The 18,424-nt window shown below is 67.9% G+C and carries 17 protein-coding genes; 8 read left to right on the top strand and 9 right to left on the bottom strand.

Annotated elements, in window-relative coordinates:
* Positions 1–10: 10 nt before the first annotated feature.
* The gene (locus DK26_RS03695) at positions 11–871 is read right to left on the bottom strand and encodes an NAD(P)-dependent oxidoreductase (RefSeq protein WP_066468385.1); all 861 of its coding nucleotides are present in this window, start codon (positions 869–871) and stop codon (positions 11–13) included.
* Between the two features lie 17 nt (positions 872–888).
* The gene (locus DK26_RS03690; protein WP_066468785.1) at positions 889–1,734 is read right to left on the bottom strand and encodes an SDR family NAD(P)-dependent oxidoreductase; all 846 of its coding nucleotides are present in this window, start codon (positions 1,732–1,734) and stop codon (positions 889–891) included.
* 287 nt (positions 1,735–2,021) lie between these two features.
* On the opposite strand from DK26_RS03690, the gene DK26_RS03685 reads away from it, so the two are divergent.
* Positions 2,022–2,819 carry a class I SAM-dependent methyltransferase gene (locus DK26_RS03685; RefSeq protein ID WP_066468384.1) on the top strand — a complete coding sequence of 266 codons (798 nt, stop codon included), beginning with the start codon at positions 2,022–2,024 and terminating at the stop codon, positions 2,817–2,819.
* A 17-nt stretch (positions 2,820–2,836) separates the two neighbouring features.
* On the opposite strand, the gene DK26_RS03680 is transcribed toward DK26_RS03685, so the two are convergent.
* Positions 2,837–4,612, bottom strand: coding sequence for an acyl-CoA dehydrogenase (locus DK26_RS03680; protein WP_066468382.1), 1,776 nt, complete (start codon positions 4,610–4,612; stop codon positions 2,837–2,839).
* A 169-nt stretch (positions 4,613–4,781) separates the two neighbouring features.
* Here DK26_RS03680 and DK26_RS03675 point away from each other — a divergent pair, with 169 nt between their 5' ends.
* The 5 genes from DK26_RS03675 to DK26_RS03655 all read left to right on the top strand — a co-directional run bounded on the left by DK26_RS03675 (position 4,782) and on the right by DK26_RS03655 (position 10,086).
* Complete coding sequence (locus DK26_RS03675; RefSeq protein ID WP_248309856.1) at positions 4,782–5,762, top strand: L-threonylcarbamoyladenylate synthase; 981 nt, start codon at positions 4,782–4,784, stop codon at positions 5,760–5,762.
* Positions 5,763–5,866: 104 nt separating this feature from the next.
* Positions 5,867–6,769, top strand: coding sequence for a LysR family transcriptional regulator (locus DK26_RS03670; protein WP_066468378.1), 903 nt, complete (start codon positions 5,867–5,869; stop codon positions 6,767–6,769).
* 165 nt (positions 6,770–6,934) lie between these two features.
* Positions 6,935–7,654, top strand: a complete 720-nt coding sequence (locus DK26_RS03665; protein ID WP_066468377.1) for a GntR family transcriptional regulator — start codon at positions 6,935–6,937, stop codon at positions 7,652–7,654.
* Positions 7,651–9,045 (top strand): hypothetical protein, encoded by a 1,395-nt coding sequence (locus tag DK26_RS03660; RefSeq protein WP_066468375.1) that lies wholly within the window; start codon positions 7,651–7,653, stop codon positions 9,043–9,045. Before DK26_RS03665 ends, DK26_RS03660 begins: the two co-directional genes overlap by 4 nt.
* Before the next feature lie 66 nt (positions 9,046–9,111).
* Positions 9,112–10,086 carry a tripartite tricarboxylate transporter substrate binding protein gene (locus DK26_RS03655; RefSeq protein ID WP_066468373.1) on the top strand — a complete coding sequence of 325 codons (975 nt, stop codon included), beginning with the start codon at positions 9,112–9,114 and terminating at the stop codon, positions 10,084–10,086.
* A gap of 45 nt (positions 10,087–10,131) precedes the next feature.
* Here DK26_RS03655 and DK26_RS03650 read toward each other — a convergent pair whose 3' ends face one another.
* Positions 10,132–11,118: an MDR family oxidoreductase gene (locus DK26_RS03650; RefSeq protein ID WP_066468370.1), complete on the bottom strand. Its 987-nt coding sequence runs from the start codon at positions 11,116–11,118 to the stop codon at positions 10,132–10,134.
* A gap of 212 nt (positions 11,119–11,330) precedes the next feature.
* Positions 11,331–12,566 (bottom strand): MFS transporter, encoded by a 1,236-nt coding sequence (locus DK26_RS03645; RefSeq protein WP_066468368.1) that lies wholly within the window; start codon positions 12,564–12,566, stop codon positions 11,331–11,333.
* A 312-nt stretch (positions 12,567–12,878) separates the two neighbouring features.
* On the opposite strand from DK26_RS03645, the gene DK26_RS03640 reads away from it, so the two are divergent.
* Together DK26_RS03640 and DK26_RS03635 are read left to right on the top strand one after the other, a co-directional pair.
* Positions 12,879–14,177, top strand: a complete 1,299-nt coding sequence (locus DK26_RS03640; RefSeq protein ID WP_248309855.1) for a cell wall hydrolase — start codon at positions 12,879–12,881, stop codon at positions 14,175–14,177.
* Between the two features lie 664 nt (positions 14,178–14,841).
* On the top strand, positions 14,842–15,435 hold the full coding sequence (locus tag DK26_RS03635; protein WP_066468364.1) for a hypothetical protein: 594 nt from the start codon (positions 14,842–14,844) through the stop codon (positions 15,433–15,435).
* Positions 15,436–15,684: 249 nt separating this feature from the next.
* Here the strand turns inward: DK26_RS03635 and DK26_RS03630 are convergent, their stop codons facing one another.
* The 4 genes from DK26_RS03630 to DK26_RS03615 form a co-directional block, all read right to left on the bottom strand.
* On the bottom strand, positions 15,685–15,954 hold the full coding sequence (locus DK26_RS03630; protein ID WP_066468362.1) for a hypothetical protein: 270 nt from the start codon (positions 15,952–15,954) through the stop codon (positions 15,685–15,687).
* A gap of 7 nt (positions 15,955–15,961) precedes the next feature.
* On the bottom strand, positions 15,962–16,231 hold the full coding sequence (infA, locus tag DK26_RS03625; protein ID WP_057187732.1) for a translation initiation factor IF-1: 270 nt from the start codon (positions 16,229–16,231) through the stop codon (positions 15,962–15,964).
* A gap of 81 nt (positions 16,232–16,312) precedes the next feature.
* A complete protein-coding gene (locus DK26_RS03620; protein ID WP_066468360.1) occupies positions 16,313–17,797 on the bottom strand; it encodes a DEAD/DEAH box helicase in 1,485 nt (494 codons plus the stop codon).
* A 200-nt stretch (positions 17,798–17,997) separates the two neighbouring features.
* On the bottom strand, positions 17,998–18,207 hold the full coding sequence (locus tag DK26_RS03615; protein WP_066468358.1) for a cold-shock protein: 210 nt from the start codon (positions 18,205–18,207) through the stop codon (positions 17,998–18,000).
* Positions 18,208–18,424: the final 217 nt, after the last annotated feature.

The following is an 18,424-nucleotide window of genomic DNA, read 5'->3' as shown; positions in this document are numbered from 1 at the left end:
CCGGCCGGACTCAGATCCCGCCCTTCACGCCCTGCGGCGGCTTGCTGTCGGCCGGCACGAAGAAGTCCGGCATCAGCGGCACCGAGGGATCAACGCGGTAGGGCGTGAAATCGGTCACACCCTCGGCGGCCATGAAGCTGTCGTCGATCAGGAAATTGCCCGAGAATTCGCGCGAAGGCTTGTTGAAGACCATCCAGGCGGCCTCACCCAGCATGTCGGGGGTGCGGCTCGCCTGCACCATCTTGTCGCCGCCAAGCAGGTTCTTGACCGCCGCGGTCGCGACCGTGGTGCGCGGCCAGAGCGCGTTGACGGCGATGCCTTTCGGCGCGAGCTCGCCCGCGAGCCCGAGCACGCACAGGCTCATGCCATACTTCGCCATGCTGTAGGCCAGATGCGGCGCGAACCAGCGCATGCTCATGTCGAGCGGCGGCGAGAGCATCAGGATGTGCGGGTTCTCCGCCTTCTCCAGATGCGGGATCGCGTATTTTGAGACCATGAAGGTGCCGCGCGTGTTGATCTGGTGCATCAGATCGAAGCGCTTCATCTCGGTCATCTGCGTGTTGGTCAGCGAGATCGCGCTGGCATTGTTCACGAGGATGTCGATGCCGCCGAAGGTCTGCGCCGTCTTCGCGATCGCCGCGACCACCGCCTCCTCCTCACGGATGTCGACCATCAAGGGCAGGCATTTGCCGCCGGCCGCCTCGATCTCGGCGGCCGCCGTATAGATCGTGCCTTCGAGCTTGGGATGCGGCTCGGCCGTCTTGGCGGCGATGGTGACGTTGGCGCCGTCGCGCGCCGCCCGCAGCGCAATGGCGAGGCCGATGCCGCGCGACCCGCCGGTGATGAAAAGCGTCTTGCCCTTGAGCGACATGGTGGTTTCCTCCAGCCTTATGATTGCAGAGTGAAGCGTTCCGGCTGCCTGCCGTCCGCATCGGTGAAGCCGTAGAGGCGCGCGAGGTCGGCGACCTGCAGCATCTGCCCGGCATGGCGCGCGACCTGCGGGTCGGCCGCCAGCGCCGCGACGGCGCGGCCGGCATAGAGCGGCGTCTCCGTCGTCTCCGCGGAAAGGCCGGCATCGCGCACCCGCTCGGTCAAGACATGTCCGGGCGAGAGGCCGAGCGCCGTGACGCCGAATGGCGCCAGCTCCTGCGCCATGGCGAAACTCAGCCGGTTCATCGCCGTCTTGGCGAGATCGTAGAAGACATCGCCGAGATAGCCGCCGGCCGTGTCGAAGCTCACCGTGACGATCAGCCCCTGGCGCATCTGCGCCATCGCCGGCGCGACGGCGCGGGCGAGCAGCAACTGCGCGTAGACGCCGCTCTCGAAACTCTGTCCGAGCCTGCCGGCAGGACGCCGCCAGAACGGCGATCCGAAGGCCGAACCATCGGGATAGCGCTCGCCATCATAGCCCTCGTTGCCGCCCCAGACCGCATCGACGACACAGTCGAGCCGGCCGAAACGGCGCAAGGTCCAGGCGACGAGCTGGTCGACCTCGCGCTCATTTGTGTGGTCGCAGCGATAGGGCTGGCCCTTGCCGCCGGCGGCCTCGACCTCGCGGGCCGTATCCTCGAAGGTCTCGAGCCGCTGATCGGTCCGTGGCCCGGCCTCGCTGGAACGCCCTGTGCAGATCACCGTCGCGCCGGCCTGTCCGAGTGCTCTGGCAATGCCGCGCCCGAGCCCACGCGATGCGCCGGCGACGAGGCAAATCTTGCTTGCAAGGGGAGTGGAGGTCACCGGCGCCACCCTGTCCTTCCGGGGCAGGCCGCAGGGCTGAGCCCGGAAGCCATGGCCACAACGCTGCTCCGGTTCGTCATGCTTGCCCTTGTGGCGAGCATCCACGTCTTGAACACCGCACTGCGCAGACGAAGACGTGGATGGTCGGGACGAGCCCGACCATGACGCCAAGAGCCGTGCTCACGGATTCCGGGCTCGCCGCTGCGCGGCGCCCTCAAATGACGGTGCAGTTTCCTGCGAACCCGCGTTGAGCTAGAAGCCCCGTCCCCCGAACGACGAGGCGAACCATGGACGCAAGCGAAGTCGCGGCCTGCTGGGAGGCCAATGCCGAAACCTGGACCCGCCATGCGCGGGCCGGCTACGACCTCTACCGGGATGCCCAGAACACGCCGGCCTTCCTCGCCAACCTGCCCGATATCGCCGGCCTCGAAGGGCTCGACATCGGCTGCGGCGAGGGCTCGAACACGCGCAAGCTGGCGCAGGCCGGCGCCCGCATGACCGGCATCGACATCGCCCCGACCTTCATCCGCCACGCACAGGAGGCGGAGGCCGATGCGCCGCTCGGCATTGCCTATCGCGTCGCGGACGGCATGGCCCTGCCCTTCGCCGATGGCAGTTTCGACTTCGCCAGCGCCTTCATGTCGCTGATGGACATGCCGCATCAGGACAAGGTTCTGGCCGAGACGTTGCGCGTGCTGAAGCCCGGAGGCTTCCTGCAATTCTCGATCCTGCATCCCTGCTTCGCGACGCCGCATCGCAAGGTCGTCCGCGACGAGAACCGCAAAGTCCTCGCCATCGAGGTCCGCGACTATTTCCGGCCCACCGACGGCGAAATCGAGAGCTGGCGCTTCGGCGCCGCGCCGGAGCACGAGAAGGCCAGCGTCGAGCCGTTCAGGGTGCCGCGCTTCCACCGCACACTGAGCGATTGGGTGAACATGATCGTCGCGACGGGCTTTGCCATCGAGATGATGCACGAGCCCTCGGTCGATGCCGAGACGGCCCGCGCCCTGCCCTATCTCGACGACACGCTCGTTGCGCCGCTGTTCCTCCATATGCGCGTCCGCAAGGCCGCCCCGGCCGTCTAGCGGGGCGCGCGCCTGCGTCACGCCGCGAAGACCGCGGCCGAATCCGCCACAGCCCCGGCGCCTTCGGTCACCGCGAGCTCCAGCCCCGGCGCCTCGGCAACGTTGTGCTCGGCGAAGAAGCGGGCAGTCGCCAGCGCAGCCGCGCCGGCATCCTCGCCGCGCAGCCCCAGCGCCTTCTTGGCGAGGCCGGTGCCTCCCTGCGCCAGGGCGAAGAGCTTGAGATAGGGCGTCGCGCCGGCGAGCACGCTCGCCTGGTCGGCGCCCATGGTCTGAAGCATCCACTGCGTCGCACGTTCCAGCGAGTCGACGGCAGCGCCGAGCCGCGCCGCCGTGTGGCCGAAGCCCGGCGTATTGGCCTCGCGCACCTGCTCGACCACGCCGCGCATCTCGCCGATCAGCGCCTTCACCGCCTCGCCATTGGAGAGCGGCAGCTTGCGCAGCACGAGATCGATCGCCTGGATGCCGTTGGTACCCTCGTAGATCGTGGCGATCCGGGCATCGCGCAGATGCTGGGCGGCGCCGGTTTCCTCGACATAGCCCATGCCGCCATGGATCTGGACGCCGGTGGAGGCGACCTCGACGCCGATATCGGTGGCGTAAGCCTTGGCGACCGGCGTGATGATCGCGGCGCGCTCGGCCGCGGCCTTGCGCTTGGCCTCGTCGGCCTCGCGATGCGAGCGGTCGAGCGTCGCGGCCAGGAGCAGCGAGAGCGTGCGCGCCGCCTGCGTCTTGGCGCGCATCTCCATCAGCATGCGGCGAATGTCGGGGTGGACGATGATCGGGCTCATCGGCGCGCCCTTGGGCGCATCGAGCGCCGTGCCCTGCTTGCGCTCATGGGCGAAGGCCAGCGCCTGCTGGTAGGCCCGCTCGGCAATGGCGACGCCCTGCACGGCGACGTTGAGGCGGGCATTGTTCATCATCGTGAACATGCAGGCGAGGCCGCGGTTCTCTTCGCCGATCAGCCAGCCGATCGCGCCGCCATTGTCGCCATAGCTCATCGCGCAGGTCGGCGAGGCGTGGATGCCGAGCTTGTGCTCGACACCGGTACAGCGGACATCATTGCGCTCGCCGAGCGAACCATCTGCATTGACCAGATATTTCGGCACGAGGAAGAGCGAGATGCCACGCGTCCCGGCAGGCGCGTCGGGCAGGCGGGCGAGGACGAGATGGACGATATTGTCCGTCATCTCATGCTCGCCATAGGTGATGAAGATCTTCTGGCCGGTGATGCGATAGGTGCCATCCCCGACGCGCTCAGCCTTGCAGCGCAAGGCGTTGAGATCCGAACCGGCCTGCGGCTCGGTCAGGTTCATCGTGCCCATCCACTCGCCGGAGACGAGCTTGGCGAGATAAGTCTCCTTGAGATGGTCGGAGCCATGGGCATGCACCGCCTCGATCGCGCCGACCGTGAGCAACGGCCCGAGCGCGAAGGCGAAGGCAGCCGAATTCCACATTTCGGTGCAGGCGGATTGCACCAGCGTCGGCAGGCCCTGGCCGCCATAGGCCTCCGGCCCCGGCAAGGCGTTCCAGCCGCCCTGGGCCCAGGCATGGTAGGCCTCCTTCCAGCCCGGCGGGGTGGTGACGACACCGTCCTTCAGGGTCGAGCCGTGCTTGTCGCCGACCACATTCAACGGCGCGAGCACATCGCCGGCGAATTTCGCGGCCTCCTCGAGCACTGCCTCGGTGAGACCGTCCTCCAACTCGGGCACGAGACCATCGGCCAGCAGGGCATCGAGCCCGGCGACATGGCGCATGGTGGCCAGGATATCCTCGACCGGAGCACGATACGACATAAGCCTCTCCCTGGACGCCCCCCGAATTCGCGGCGGGCATTTTTGCAGCGTTGCGTTTGACGGCGATGTTAGCGGCGAACTATGCCCTCCGCCAACGCGCAAGCCGGTGCGTCCCTGCGCAGACGGCCCGGCATTGTTATAGTTCACATGTAAACATTCAAGGGCGATCGTGACCGAACTCCGCCAGACGCAGCGCCTTCAGGCCGACGAGGCCGGTATCGCCGAAGCGGCACGGCTGCTTCGTGCCGGAAAGCTGGTCGCCCTGCCGACCGAGACCGTCTACGGTCTCGCCGCCGATGCGACCGACGGCCGCGCCGTCGCCTCGATCTATGCCGCCAAGGAGCGACCCAGCTTCAACCCGCTGATCTCGCACCTCCCGGACATGGCCGCCGCCCGGCGCGAGGGCCTGTTCGACGCGGCCGCTCTCGCGCTGGCCAAGGCCTTCTGGCCGGGACCGCTGACCCTGATCGTGCCGGTTTCGCCGGGCTGCACGGTCAGCGACCTCGCCCGCGCCGGGCTCGCCAGCGTCGCGCTCAGGGTGCCCTCGCACCCGGTCGCGCATGCCGTGCTCGCCGCTGCCGGTCGGCCGATCGCCGCCCCTTCGGCCAATCGCTCGGGGCGCGTCAGCCCGACCCTGCCGGAGCATGTGGTGGTCGATCTCGACGGGCGCATCGACGCCGTGCTCGAAGCCGGCCCGACCGAGATCGGCTTGGAATCAAGCATCGTCGCCTGCCTTGGCGGCGCACCGAAGCTGCTGCGCCCCGGCGGCGTGCCGCGCGCCGCGCTGGAAGCGGCGATAGGGCGCGAACTCGTCGTCGCCGATGCGGCGCAGGGTGCCGCGCCGATCTCGCCAGGACTGCTCGCCTCCCATTATGCGCCGGATGCCGCCGTCAGGCTGGGCGCGGCAGCGCCGCTGCCGGGCGAGGCCTGGCTCGGCTTCGGGCCGGAACCGGAGGGGCATGCGCTGCCGGCACTCGCGCTCAATCTCAGCCCGAAGGGCGACCTTAACGAGGCCGCCGCCAATCTCTTCGCGGCGCTGCGCCAGCTCGACGAGGCCGGCGCGACCACCATAGCCATCGCTCCGGTGCCGATGCACGGGCTCGGCGAAGCGATCAACAACCGCCTCGGCCGGGCCGCCGCGCCGCGCTGAATCCGACAGCGGCGCGCGCGATCCGTCAGACTCGCCTGAGCCAACTTGCAATCGCGCAAGATTTCGCGATGCTGCCCGGACCGTTCCGGGGATCCCCGCTCACGATGTCGAAACTAGCCTGGGACGATTTCCGCCTGATCAAGGCGATTGCCGATGCCGGCGGGCTGACCGGGGCGGCCGCGGCGCTCGACGTCAACCATTCGACCGTGTTCCGGCGGCTCGGCCAGATCGAGGAACAGCTCGGGCACGCGCTCTTCGAGCGCCGCAAGACCGGCTATGTCCCGACCTCGGCCGGCGAGGAGATGGCGGTTCTGGCCTCGCGGATCGACGAGGATGTCACCGCCTTCGGCCGGCGCCTGGCCGGGCGTGACCTCGCTCCCTCCGGCGAGGTCCGGGTGACGACGACCGACACGCTCTATCTGCACATGCTGCTGCCGATCTTCGCCGATTTCCGCGCGGCGCACCCATTGATCCGGCTCGACGTCGTCATCGCCAGCCAGACCCTCAACCTGTCGCGGCGCGATGCCGACGTCGCGATCCGCGCCAGCGACTCGCCCGGCGAAACCCTGATAGGGCGCCGGCTCGCCGATCTGAATTGGGCCGTCTATGCCCGCGCCGAAGCGCCGGCCACGGCTGAAGAACGGGACGATCCGACCGCGCTGTTCCGGCGCATATGGGTCACGCTCGGCGACCATCTCGGCTATGTGAAGGCGGCCCGCTATGTCCGCGACCATGTCGAGCCCGAGCGGATCGCTCTGCGCTCCTCCGCCGTCCTCGGGCTGACCGAAGCTGTCGAGCAAGGCATCGGCATCGGCCCCCTGCCCTGCTTCATCGCCGACCAGCGGCCAGGACTGGTGCGGCTGCTGCCGCCGCGCCCCGAATTCACCACCGGACTATGGATCCTGACCCATCCCGACATCCGCCATGCGCCGCGGGTCCGGGCTTTCATGGACTTTTGCGGCAGCGAACTCGCGAAGCGTCGCGCACTGCTGGAAGGCACTGTCTGAGGCAGGCTGAGGCAGGCTGAGGCAGGCTGAGGCAGGCTGAGGCGCCCTATCCAGCGACCGAGGCAGGCACAAGAGTTCCGAAGCCGTCCCGGCCCTCGCAAAGGCAACCGCGTTGCCACGCGCCAAAAACCGGTATACCAGTATTCCAGTATCCAGGAACGTGAGATGCCCAGACCTTCACGCACCGCCCGCGCCCCGCAATTGCCGGCCTTCGCGATCGACCGCTCGCTACGGGCGCCGGAGCAGGTCTATCGCGGGCTGCGCGAGGCCATCGTCTCGCTCGCCATCGCTCCCGGCACCGCCATTTCCGAAGGCGATGTCGCGGAAGCCTGCTCGATCAGCCGCACCCCGGTGCGGGAGGCCTTCGCCCGGCTCAGCGAAGAGCAACTGCTCGACGTCTTCCCCAATCTCTGCACCTTCGTTTCGCTGATCGACCCGCGGGCGGTGGCGGAAGCGATCACCATCCGCCGCCTGCTCGAGGGCGAGGCGGCGGCGAGCGCCGCGGGCGCGGCCGACCCGGCCCTGCTGCGCGAGATGTCCGAGATCCTTGCCCGGCACGGACAGGCCGTCGCAGCCGGCGACGCGGCCGGGGCCTATGCCTGCGACGAGGCTTTCCACCACGCCCTCTTCGCCGCGCAAAAGCTCGACCAGATGTGGCAAAGCGTCAGCCGGGCACGGACCCATCTGCAGCGCGTGCACCATCTCAGGATCGCGGAGCGCGGCGCACTCGGCGATGCGCTGGAGCAGCATCGCCTCGTCCTCGCCGGCATCGAAGCGGGTTCGCCGGAGGCGGCCAGGGCCGCAATGGCTGCCCATATCGAGGCTCATGGCCGCTTTCTCAGCCGCATCGCCGGCCTCAAGCACCCGTACATCCGAGCCGAATGACCACCGACCAGCCATCACTGGGCATTACGATCATGCCCGATTTCGCCCAGTCAGAGGGTGTCGACGCCGTTCTGGAGAACATCGTCGAGCGCCTCGGCTGCTCCGTGCTCTGCACCACGCCTTCGGTGGCCGAACGCTGCCCGGAAGGGACAGGGGTGCGCGAGCCGCCGGCTGATGCCGGTGCCGGGCTTGGCCGCACGCTCGATCGCCCGCTCTGGGGCGACAGGGCCCTGTGGATGAAGACGGCCACCAGTTTTCGGCCGAATCCGGCGCTCTATCGCGACAGCCCCTACCCGCCGCCGCTGCCGGAGGAGCTGACCGATCGCGAAGGAGGCACGGTCGCCAGCCTGCTCGCCGGGGCGAAGCGCGCCGGCATGAAAGTGCAACTCCAGCTCATGGCCGCCGCCCCGCCAGGCCTGCGCGTCCAATGTCGCGACGACGACTACGCCGACGAGCAACCGCTGACCATTTTCGGCCGGCCGGTGCCCGGTCGCGTCGATGCCAATCTCAGCCTCGCCGGCCAGGGCCTGCGCCGCTACATGCGCGCCCTCGTCACCGACCTCTTGGCGAATTACCCGGAGATCGACGCTCTGCGCTTCGACTGGCCGGAGTATCCGCCCTATGCGCTCGAAAGCCTGCTCTTCGACTTCAGCCCCGCGGCCGTGAAGCGCGGCGAGGAGCTGGGTCACGATGTCGAGGCGATCCGGGCGCGCGTGCTGGAGGGGCTGCGCGAACTGGCGCCTCGTCTTGCGACAGCCCCGGAGACGGTAGATTCCGAAAAGCTGGCGACCACCGGCTCCTGGGGGGCGGACCTGCTGGCTTACCGTGCCGCGCTCGTCGGCGATTATGTCCGTGATCTCGCTGCCATCGTCAGGGCGGTTTCCGGCGGGCGCGTCGGCGTCGTGATGCAAGCCTTTCCGCCGCCGCTGAACCGACTTTCCGGCTTCGATTTCGCCGGCATCGACGGCGCCGTCGATGAGGTCTCAGTCAAGCACTACACGATGCACTGGCCGATGATCGAACGGGGCTATGTCGAGCGGCTGGCGCAGGCGACGGGCGCCGACCCCGACAAGATGTTCACGCTCGTGCATGGCGCACTCGGCCTCAACGGCAATGCGTCGACGCGCGAGGCGCTGCGCTATCCCGAGCCCGACGAGCCGCACCCGGCCGACAACGCCAGCCTGCGGCGGAGCGTCGAAACCGCCGCAGGCGCGCTTCGACGGTCACGTTTCTCGACCATCGTGCACGGCTACGGCCCGCCCGACGATGTCGAGCGCCGCTTCCGCGCCGTGCTCGAAAGCCCGTGCCGCCACCTGCACATCAACCGCTACGGCTACCTGTCGGACGAGAAGATTGCCCGGCTCGGCGCCATCTGGCGCGCCAGTCGTTAGCACCGATCGATCGCCCCCAACCATGAGGGGCAACGCCAAGGGCAAGATCAAGGGAGGGAGAAAACCATGTGGTCGTTGAAATCAGGGCTGGCTGCCGCGCTCGTCCTCGCCTCGACGCTGACGGCGGCGGCACAGGAGAGCTATCCGACGCGGCCAGTGCGGATGATCGTGCCTTTCGCCGCCGGCGGCGCCTCGGACATGATCGCGCGGCTCGTCGCCGAGCGGCTACAGGCGCGCTGGGGACAGGGCGTCGTCATCGAGAACATGGGCGGCGGCGGCAGCAATATCGGCGTCGCGGCACTCGCCCGCGCGACGCCCGACGGCTACACGATCGGCCTGATCAATGCGAGCAGCCACGGCCTCAACAAGGCGCTCTACAAGGAGCGGCTGCCCTTCGACCCGGAGCGCGATTTCGCACCGATCTCGCAGCTCGCTATCACGCCGAACGTGCTCGTCGTCAATCCGGAGAAGGTGCCGGCCAAGACCGTGCCGGAGTTCATCGCGCTGCTGAAGCAGAATCCGAACAAGTTCAACTTCGGTTCGTCGGGCATCGGCACCTCGCTGCATGTCGGTATGGAGCTGTTCCAGCAGGAGACGGGCACCAAGCTCGCCCATGTCCCCTATCGCGGCTCGGGCCCGATGATGGTCGACCTGCTCTCAGGCCAGATCGAGGTCGCGCTCGATGGCGCCGCCGTCGCCTGGCCCTATGTCGAGGCCGGCAAACTCAGGGCGCTCGCCATCTCGATCCCGAAGCGCGCCGATTTCGCGCCCGACCTGCCGGCGCTGAGCGAGTTCCTGCCCGGCTTCGACGTCACCGCCTGGCACGGCCTTGCCGCCCCCGCCAAGACGCCGCCGGCCATCGTCGAGAAGATCTCGCGCGACGTGCGCGAAATCCTGGCGACGCCGGAGGTGCGCGAAAAACTCGCCGCGGCGAAGATCATCGCGCTCGGCATGACGCCGCAGGAATTCAAGGCCTTCCTCGACGGCGAACTGAAGAAATGGGCGCCGGTGATCGAGAAGGCCAATATCAAGCTGGATTGAGGGCGCAGCCGGCGGCGGGACAGCCCGCCGCCGCAAGCCCAGGACTCAGCCCACCTCGACCACGACGCGGCCGCGCACCTTGCCGTCGAGGATGGCGCGGCCGGTCTCGATGACGTCCTCCAGCGGAATCGTCGTGGTCATCGCCGCGAGCTTGTCGCGGTCGAGATCGCTGGCGAGGCGCCCCCACGCTTCGAGCCGACGCGGCTTCGGGCACATCACCGAGTCGACGCCGAGCAGGGCGACATTGCGCAGGATGAAGGGCGCGACCGAGGCCGGCAGGTCCATGCCCTGGGCGAGGCCGCAAGCGGCAATGGCGCCGCCATACTTGGTCATCGAGAGCAGATTGGCGAGGGTGTGCGCGCCGACGGCGTCGACGCCGGCGATCCAGCGCTCCTTGCCGAGCGGGCGACCCGGCGCCGAGAGCTCGTTGCGGTCGATGATCTCGGCGGCGCCAAGCCCCTTGAGGTAATCGGCCTCCTCGGCGCGGCCGGTCGAGGCGATGACATGCCAGCCGGCCTTGGCCAGGAGCGCGATCGCAACCGAGCCGACGCCGCCGGCCGCGCCGGTGACGACGACCGGCCCGTCGGACGGCTTCAGCCCGTGCTTCTCGAGCGCCAGCACGCAGAGCATGGCGGTATAGCCGGCGGTGCCGATCGCCATCGCCTCGCCCGGGTTCATGCCTTCCGGCAGCGGCACCAGCCAGTCGGCCTTCACCCGGCTCTTCTGGGCATAGGCGCCCAGATGCGTCTCGCCCGTGCCCCAGCCATTGAGGATAACGAGATCGCCCGGCTTGAAGGCGGGATTGTCGGAAGCCTCGACCCGACCGGCGAAGTCGATGCCGGGGATCATCGGCCAGCGCCGCACCACCGGGGCACGACCGGTGAGCGCGAGCCCGTCCTTGTAGTTCACCGTCGAATGGGTGACGCGGACGGTGACGTCGCCTTCCATCAGATCGGCCTCGGCGAAATCGCCGAAGGCGAGGCTGGTGCCGGTTTCGCCCTTGCCGGCGATCAGGGCCTTGAAGGTGGTCATCGCTACGCTCCCTCTTGCAGTTCTCCAGCCCTCATCCTGAGGAGCCGCAAGGCGGCGTCTCGAAGGATGATCCAGAGCGCGCTGGAGCATCCTTCGAGACGCGACCTGCGATCGCTCCTCAGGATGAGGGCTGACGCGATTCAATCGCGCATGGTCGTGGAGTTGACCCCGCCGGGCCGCCGCCTGCAAGCGGCGCGCCCGTGCGTGTTTGATCAGGCCGGCTGGGCGTGCGGGCGCGCCACCGGCTTCTCGACGATCGGCAGGTTGATCAGCGCCGAGGCGACGCCGAGCGCGACCGAGAGCCACCAGACGATGTCGTAGGAGCCGAAGCGCTCATAAAGGATGCCGCCGAGCAGCACGCCGAGGAAGCCGCCGACCTGATGCGAGAAGAAGGCGAAGCCGTAGAGCATCGCCATGTATTTCGTGCCGAACATCAGCATCACCAGCGAGGAGGTCGGCGGCACGGTCGAGAGCCAGAACAGGCCGATGGTGATGCCGAAGATGATCGCCGTCGTCGGGCTCGCCGGGATCAGGATGAAGGCGGCGATCGCCACCGCCCGGCCGAAATAGATCCAGGCGAGAAGATGGCGCTTGGGCATGCGCGAGGAGAGCCAGCCCGAGCCGAGCGAGCCTGCGGCATTGGCGAGGCCGATGGCGGCGAGCGTCCAGCCGCCGACCCAGGCCGGGAGGCCGGCATCCTTGAGATAGGCCGGCATGTGCACGGTGATGAAGGCAAGCTGGAAGCCGCAGGTGAAGAAGCCGAGGACCAGCAGCACATAGGAGCGGTGCTTGAAGGCTTCGCCCAGCGCCTGCCGGATGGTCTGGTTCGGCAGGTTGGCGGCGGCGGCCTGTCCGACGGCCGCCCCGGTCTTGCGCATGGCGAGCATCGTCGCCAGCGGGATCACCGGCAGCAGGGTGAAGGCGAAGACGATCAGCGCCTGCTGCCAGCCGAGCGTTTCGATCAGGATGTTGCCGATCGGCGGGAAGAGGAACTGGCCGAAGGAGCCGGCTGCGGTGCCGGCACCGAAGGCGAGCGGGCGCCAGCTCTCGGGCAGGAGCTTGCCGAAGGCGGCGAGGATCAGGTTGAACGAGCAGGCCGAGAGGCCGAAGCCGATCAGCACGCCGGCGCCGAAATGCAGCTGCAGCGGCGTCGTGGCATAGGCCATCATGACGAGGCCGGCGGCATAGAGCAGCGCGCCGACGCAGAGCACCCGGACGATACCGAAGCGATCGGCGATCGCGCCGGCGAAGGGCGCTCCAAGCCCCCAGAGCAGGTTCTGGATAGCAAGGGCCAGGCCGAAAGTGTCGCGGCCCCAGCCGAATTGCAGCGTCATCGGGATCTGGAAGAGGCCGGCGCTGGCGCGCGGCCCGAAGCTGATTAGTGCGATCAGGCAGCCGGCGACGACAATGATCTCCGGCGCATGGCTGCGCTTGGCGGCGGAATTCATGCAAGGCTCCGGAGATGGGATCGTGTGTCTGCACGATAGCGCCTGTGCCGCGATGTTTCCAACGCGTTTCCGTGACATCGCGCATCACAGCGCTGCATGGGAATTTCGCGTCGCGCCCAAGCGATCCGCCCGGAATAGCCGCTCCCGACGGCTCTGGCAGCGCTTTTCGGCGGGCGGCGGCGTCCAGACTTTACCGGCCTCCGGCCCCGCCCATTAACCGACCCTCAACCCTGATGTCTGATTATCGAGATGTCGCGAATTTGCATCATCGCAGCTCGCGCACGCCGTTCCATTCCTCTCGGGTTGAGCGCCTTGAGTCAGTTGCGTCCGCGCCGACGATCGAAGCGAAACCGCAGTGCCCGCCTGAGATGGGCGCTGGCGACGGTCGCACCCTGGGCGCTTTCGGCGGGCCTTCTGGTCTCCTTCACCGCTTCGGCCGGCCAGAACCACGATTCCTACGCCTCGCCATCCTCGCTGATCGCGCGCGCCGCGCCGAACCCGCATTCCGATCTCGCGGAAGGGCCGTCCATGCTGGTGGCCGTGAGCGCCTTCCGCATGCCGGAGCGCGCTTTCGAGCGCGTGATCCAGCCGGCCCGGCTTTCCTTCGACATCCCCGAAAACGTCTTCGTCTCCGATCCGCGCCTGCCGCGCGAGGAGATGAAGCGCTCTGCCGGCGCCTTTCCGCAGGTCGACCGCAGCGCCAAGGGCGACCCGATCATCGGCCTGCGGCCGACGCTGACGCGCAATGGTCCGCCCGGCGAACTCGAGCACATCGTCTTCGGCGAGACCCCCGGTATGATCTCGGCCGGCTTCTCGCTCGAGGCGCTCGAAGGCTATGACGGGCCGCAGATCGGCTTCGAGCCGCCGGCCCATGACGAAGGCGTCACCGATCCCGCGCTGTCGGACGCCTCGCCGGTGGCGATCCCCAAGGGCATCTCGCCACGCCATGACGAGGTCCACCGGGAGAGCATCGACGGCTCGACGCCTTCGGTCGCCGCCCCCCTGGCGCAATCCTCGGCAACCCCTTCAACGACGCCAGACGCAAGGCTCGCCTCGGCGACGCCGCCACCCGTCTCGCCGCCGGCCGGCGCCTCCGCGCCACAGAGCCGCATCGCCAAGGCGACGCCCGGCCGCGAGCGCCTGCCGGGCGAAGGCGCGAACGAGGGCAAGCAGATCTACACCAGCCTGATCGCGCCCGAGAACATGGCGAAGGAACAGCGCTGCCTCGCCGAGGCGATCTATTTCGAGGCCCGCTCGGAAAGCGAGCAGGGCCGCGCCGCGGTGGCGCAGGTCGTGCTCAACCGGGTCAAGAGCGGGCTCTATCCCGACAGCGTCTGCGGCACCGTCTACCAGAACCGCAACCGCCACCTCGCCTGCCAGTTCACCTTCGCCTGCGAAGGCAAGTCGCTGCGCATCACCGAGCCCGGCCCCTGGCGCGACGCCACCCGCATCGCCCGCGAAGTCTATGAGGGCACAACCTATCTCGCCGATGTCGGCGCCTCGACCCACTATCACGCCGACTATGTCCGCCCCTATTGGGCCCGCAAGCTGAAGAAGATGGACACGATCGGCCGGCACGTTTTTTACAAGCTGCGGCCGGGGCAGACTTGAGGCTATCAGATTTCCTGGCCTGTCTCCCCCAAGGTAACGCCGACTTAATCCTGGCGTAACGCGCCCGACGCCCTGTCCCCTGTACGACCAGTCCGTTCGTCTTCGGCCCCTCGGAATGGGCCGGGCGGCACACGGCACTCGAGAGCCGGGGCGAGCGCAGGCCGGATGCCTGCGGAGAGGGGGCGGTCCTGTGGGAGGGAGCGCCGCTCCCTCTCCATCTCCATCCGCATCTTTGTGAGAGCAAGTTTCATCCCGACTGAATCGTCATTCCGGACAAGTGCCGAAAGTGCGCAGCTCCGGAATCCATCGTGAGGCGCTGTTCCCTACGATGGCTTCCGGCGTTCCGCTTCGCTCCAGCCGGAATGACGGTGCGAGCCGATGGGGACCGCGGGTTAAGCTTCCTGGAGAGTGCAGCTTTCGCTGGGATGGGCGCGGGAGGTTTCCGAAACCGCCCTTCCCGCCAGTACTGATAATCGGTTTCCCGAACCGGTCGAATGACTGCAAATCCGGCAAGATGGCAGCAACGGAGCTGAACCGCAGGGCGATCGCCGCCATGGTTAATTTTACCTTGTTTTAGCGTTTACCTTGCGTTCATCAGTTCGGTCCGGCTTTTCTCTCCCCAACAACACGGCCGCAGTGCCGCGCAACGGGGCAGAGGTCAGACATGGCATCCAGGGTTCTCGCGCTTTCCGGCATCGCCGCCACCGCCCTTGTCGGGGTGCTCGGCTTCGCTGCTCCGGCCGCTGCCGGCGGCGGCTGCTACGGCTCGTCCTGCTACAAGCTGGTGACGACGCCGCCGGTCTACGGCACGGTCGAGGAAAGCTATGTCACCCGTCCGGAGCGGACCTTCTCGCGGGTCATTCCGGCCGAATACGAGACGGTCATCGAGAAGGTGATGGTCCAGCCGGAGCGCCGCATCGCCCGGCGGATTCCGGCCCAGTACCAGACCGTCTCCGAAAAGGTCCTGATCGCGCCGGCGACGCGCCGCTGGGAGGTCAGCCGCGACGCCTATGGCCAGACCACCGGCTGCTGGGTCGACGTTCCCGCGCAGTACGGCTACCAGCAGCGCACCGTCGAGGTCTCTCCGGCCTCGGTCGAGTACGATGTGGTGCCAGCCGTCTACGGCCAGCGCAGCCGCCGCGTCATGGTCCGCGCCACGCAGGTGGTGCACGAGACCGCGCCGGCCGAATACGCCACCCGCCAGCGCCAGGTCCTGGTCAGCCCCGGCTCGCAGCAATGGGCGCGGGCCCGCTACTGAGTTTCACCAGCCTTACTACGTAGCCCTATTCATCACGGAAAATACCACTCACGCCCCGGCTTCGGCCGGGGCTTTTTTGTGGCTTTGACGGACAGGCGGCGGCGCCCCTCCCGCGCGTCATTCCGGCCGCAGCGCAGCGAAGCGCCGGAATCCATCATAGGGCTCCTGCGCCCTACGATGGATTCCGGAACTGCACGGCTACGCCGCTTGTCCGGAATGACGAGTAGGATTTGTCGGAGCGCGGCTCGCTCAGGCGAGCCCGCCGGTCAGCAGGATCAGCACGCCGACGCCGAGGGCGAAAGCGAGGATACGGGCCGGAAAGGTGAAGAGCGAGCCGGGCGGCTGGCGCATCAGGAGGCTGACCGCGACCTCAACAAGGCCGAGGCCCAGCAGCACGTAGACGAAGGGCGGGAACGTGCCCCCCTTCGCGATCCAGCCGGTATTGGCGGCGAGCGAGGCCGCCGCGCCAAGCCCGACGCCTGCAGCGATGAAAAACTGCTCGGGCTTGGTGAAGCGCATCGGCGGCTCAGCGCCGGCGGAAGTTCTGCGGCCGCGGCGGCATCGGGCCGGGGCTCGCGGTCTTCTGGCGGAAGTTGATGCGGCCACGATCGAGATCGTAAGGCGACATCTCGACGACCACGCGGTCGCCGGCGATGGTGCGGATGCGGTTCTTCTTCATCTTGCCGGCCGCGTAGGCCAGGATGACGTGATCGTTGTCGAGCTTGACCCGGTAGTTTCCGTCCGGGAGCACTTCGACCACGGTGCCGTCGAATTCGAGAAGTTCTTCCTTCGCCATTCCCTGATCCTTCGTCTTCTCTTCGGCGCAAGGGTCGGAGCGACAGCCTGCCGCAATCCGACCCGTCGGGCACTCAGCGCGTCAGTTCGCGCGCCGCCTTGCGCCATTGGTGCGTCGTTGTTCCGTTCTTTGCTGCAAGAACGCGACGCCGCCAAGCCCCTCATTGCCAGAAGCCGCTTCTTTTCGCGCTGCCGGCGCATCATTGCGCTGTGCCGGACGCTCGCCACGCGGCTGGCTCGGACGTGGCGCATCGCTGCGCTGGCCACCACCATTGCGGCCGGCGCCGTTATGGCCGCCACCGTTGCCGGACTTGGCGCCCTGGCGCTGACCCTGGCGCTGCCCCTCGGGGCGGCCATGGTCGCGGCCACCGCCGCCCTGCTGGCCACGGCCGCCACGGCCCTGGTTCTGCGGCGGCTTCTTGGGCGTGCGGCCATCCCAATACGGCACTTCGCCGACCGGGGTCAGCGCGACCTTGGTCAGCTTCTCGATCCCGGCGAGATCGCCGCGCTCTTCCGGCGTGCAGAAGGCGATGGCGACGCCCGAGGCGCCAGCGCGCGCCGTGCGGCCGATGCGGTGGACATAGGTCTCGGGTACGTTCGGCAAGTCGAAGTTGACGACATGGCTGATGCCGTCGACGTCGATACCGCGCGCCGCGATGTCGGTCGCGACCAGGATGCGCAACTCGCCGTCGCGGAAGGCGCCGAGCGCCCGCTCACGCTGGCCCTGGCTCTTGTTGCCATGGATCGCGGCCGACTTGATGCCGGACTGCTCGAGCTGGCGCACGACCTTGTCGGCACCGTGCTTGGTGCGGGTGAAGACGATGGCGCGTTCCATCTCCGGAACGCTCAGGGTCTTCGCCAGCAGAGCCGGCTTCTGGCCGGCTTCCGTGAAGATGACGCGCTGCTCGATCTTCTCGGCCGTGGTCGCGACGGGGGCGACCGCGACCTCGACCGGGTCGGTCAGATAGGCGGAGGCGATCTCACGGATCGCCTTCGGCATGGTCGCCGAGAACAGCAGGGTCTGGCGCTGCTTCGGAATCAGCGTCGCGATCTTGCGCAGCGCATGGATGAAGCCAAGGTCGAGCATCTGGTCGGCCTCGTCGAGGACCAGGAACTCGATCTCGCGCAGCGAGACAGCGCGCTGGTCGACGAGGTCGAGCAGACGGCCGGGCGTGGCGACGAGGATGTCGACATGCTGGCCGAGCGCGCGGATCTGCTTGCCGACGGGCACGCCGCCGAAGATCACGGTCGACTTCAGCGAGGTGAACTGGGCGTAGCCACGGATATTGGCTTCGATCTGCGCCGCAAGCTCGCGCGTCGGCGAGAGGATCAGCGCGCGCACCGAGCGCGGCTGCATGCGCCGCGGCTGGCCGAGCAGCCGGTGAAGCATCGGCAGCGAGAAGGCCGCCGTCTTGCCGGTACCGGTCTGGGCGGCGCCGAGCAGGTCACGGCCGTCGCGAATCGCAGGGATCGCCTGCGCCTGGATCGGCGTAGGCGTCTCATAACCTTCGGCCGCGAGCGCCTTGAGAAGCGGCTCGGCGAGGCCGAGGTCGGTGAATTTTGTCAAAACAGGTCTTTCCAGGACCGGTGAGCAAGGGGCGCACGTGGAGAACGGAAGCGCCGCGTCATGCAATACTCGGTCTACGTATGAAGTTCTTTCCGTCCGGCGAACCGCTAGCCACTGCGCCGGAGGATATCGTGTCGTGCAGGCTTTTGCCCGCCTAGGGGGACGAGCGGGTCCGGAGACCCGCCCGCTATTTCGATCGCTCAGGCGACGGCGAGATTGCCGGCCGAGGACTTGCCGGTCTTGCGATCGGCGATCAGCTCGTAGGAGACGACCTGGCCTTCGTGCAGCTCACGCAGGCCGGCCCGCTCGACGGCGGAGATGTGGACGAAGATGTCCTGACCGCCGTTCTCAGGGGTGATGAAGCCGTAGCCCTTGGTGGAATTGAACCACTTCACGGTGCCCTTGTTCATGGATGAAATCCTTACGTTTCAGATCCGCGTATCGTTGCGACCCATGGCTCGGCGCGCGGACGCCTCATCATGGTCTTGTAGCGATGTGTGGTGGATCTGAATCGTGCCCGCCGACCGGTTACCCGCGCGGAGGATTGGCCAGAACCCGGCCGCATCTCGTCTTACGTGGGGCGAGGTAGCACGATTTGCAAGATTGGTCCAGAGAGGCCCGATTCCG

This window comes from Allobosea sp. WAO, from assembly GCF_001509835.1.
Classification (GTDB): Bacteria; Pseudomonadota; Alphaproteobacteria; order Rhizobiales; family Beijerinckiaceae; genus Allobosea.
The sequence above is the reverse complement of the archived record's forward strand: the minus strand, read 5'-3'. Positions and strand labels throughout refer to the sequence as shown.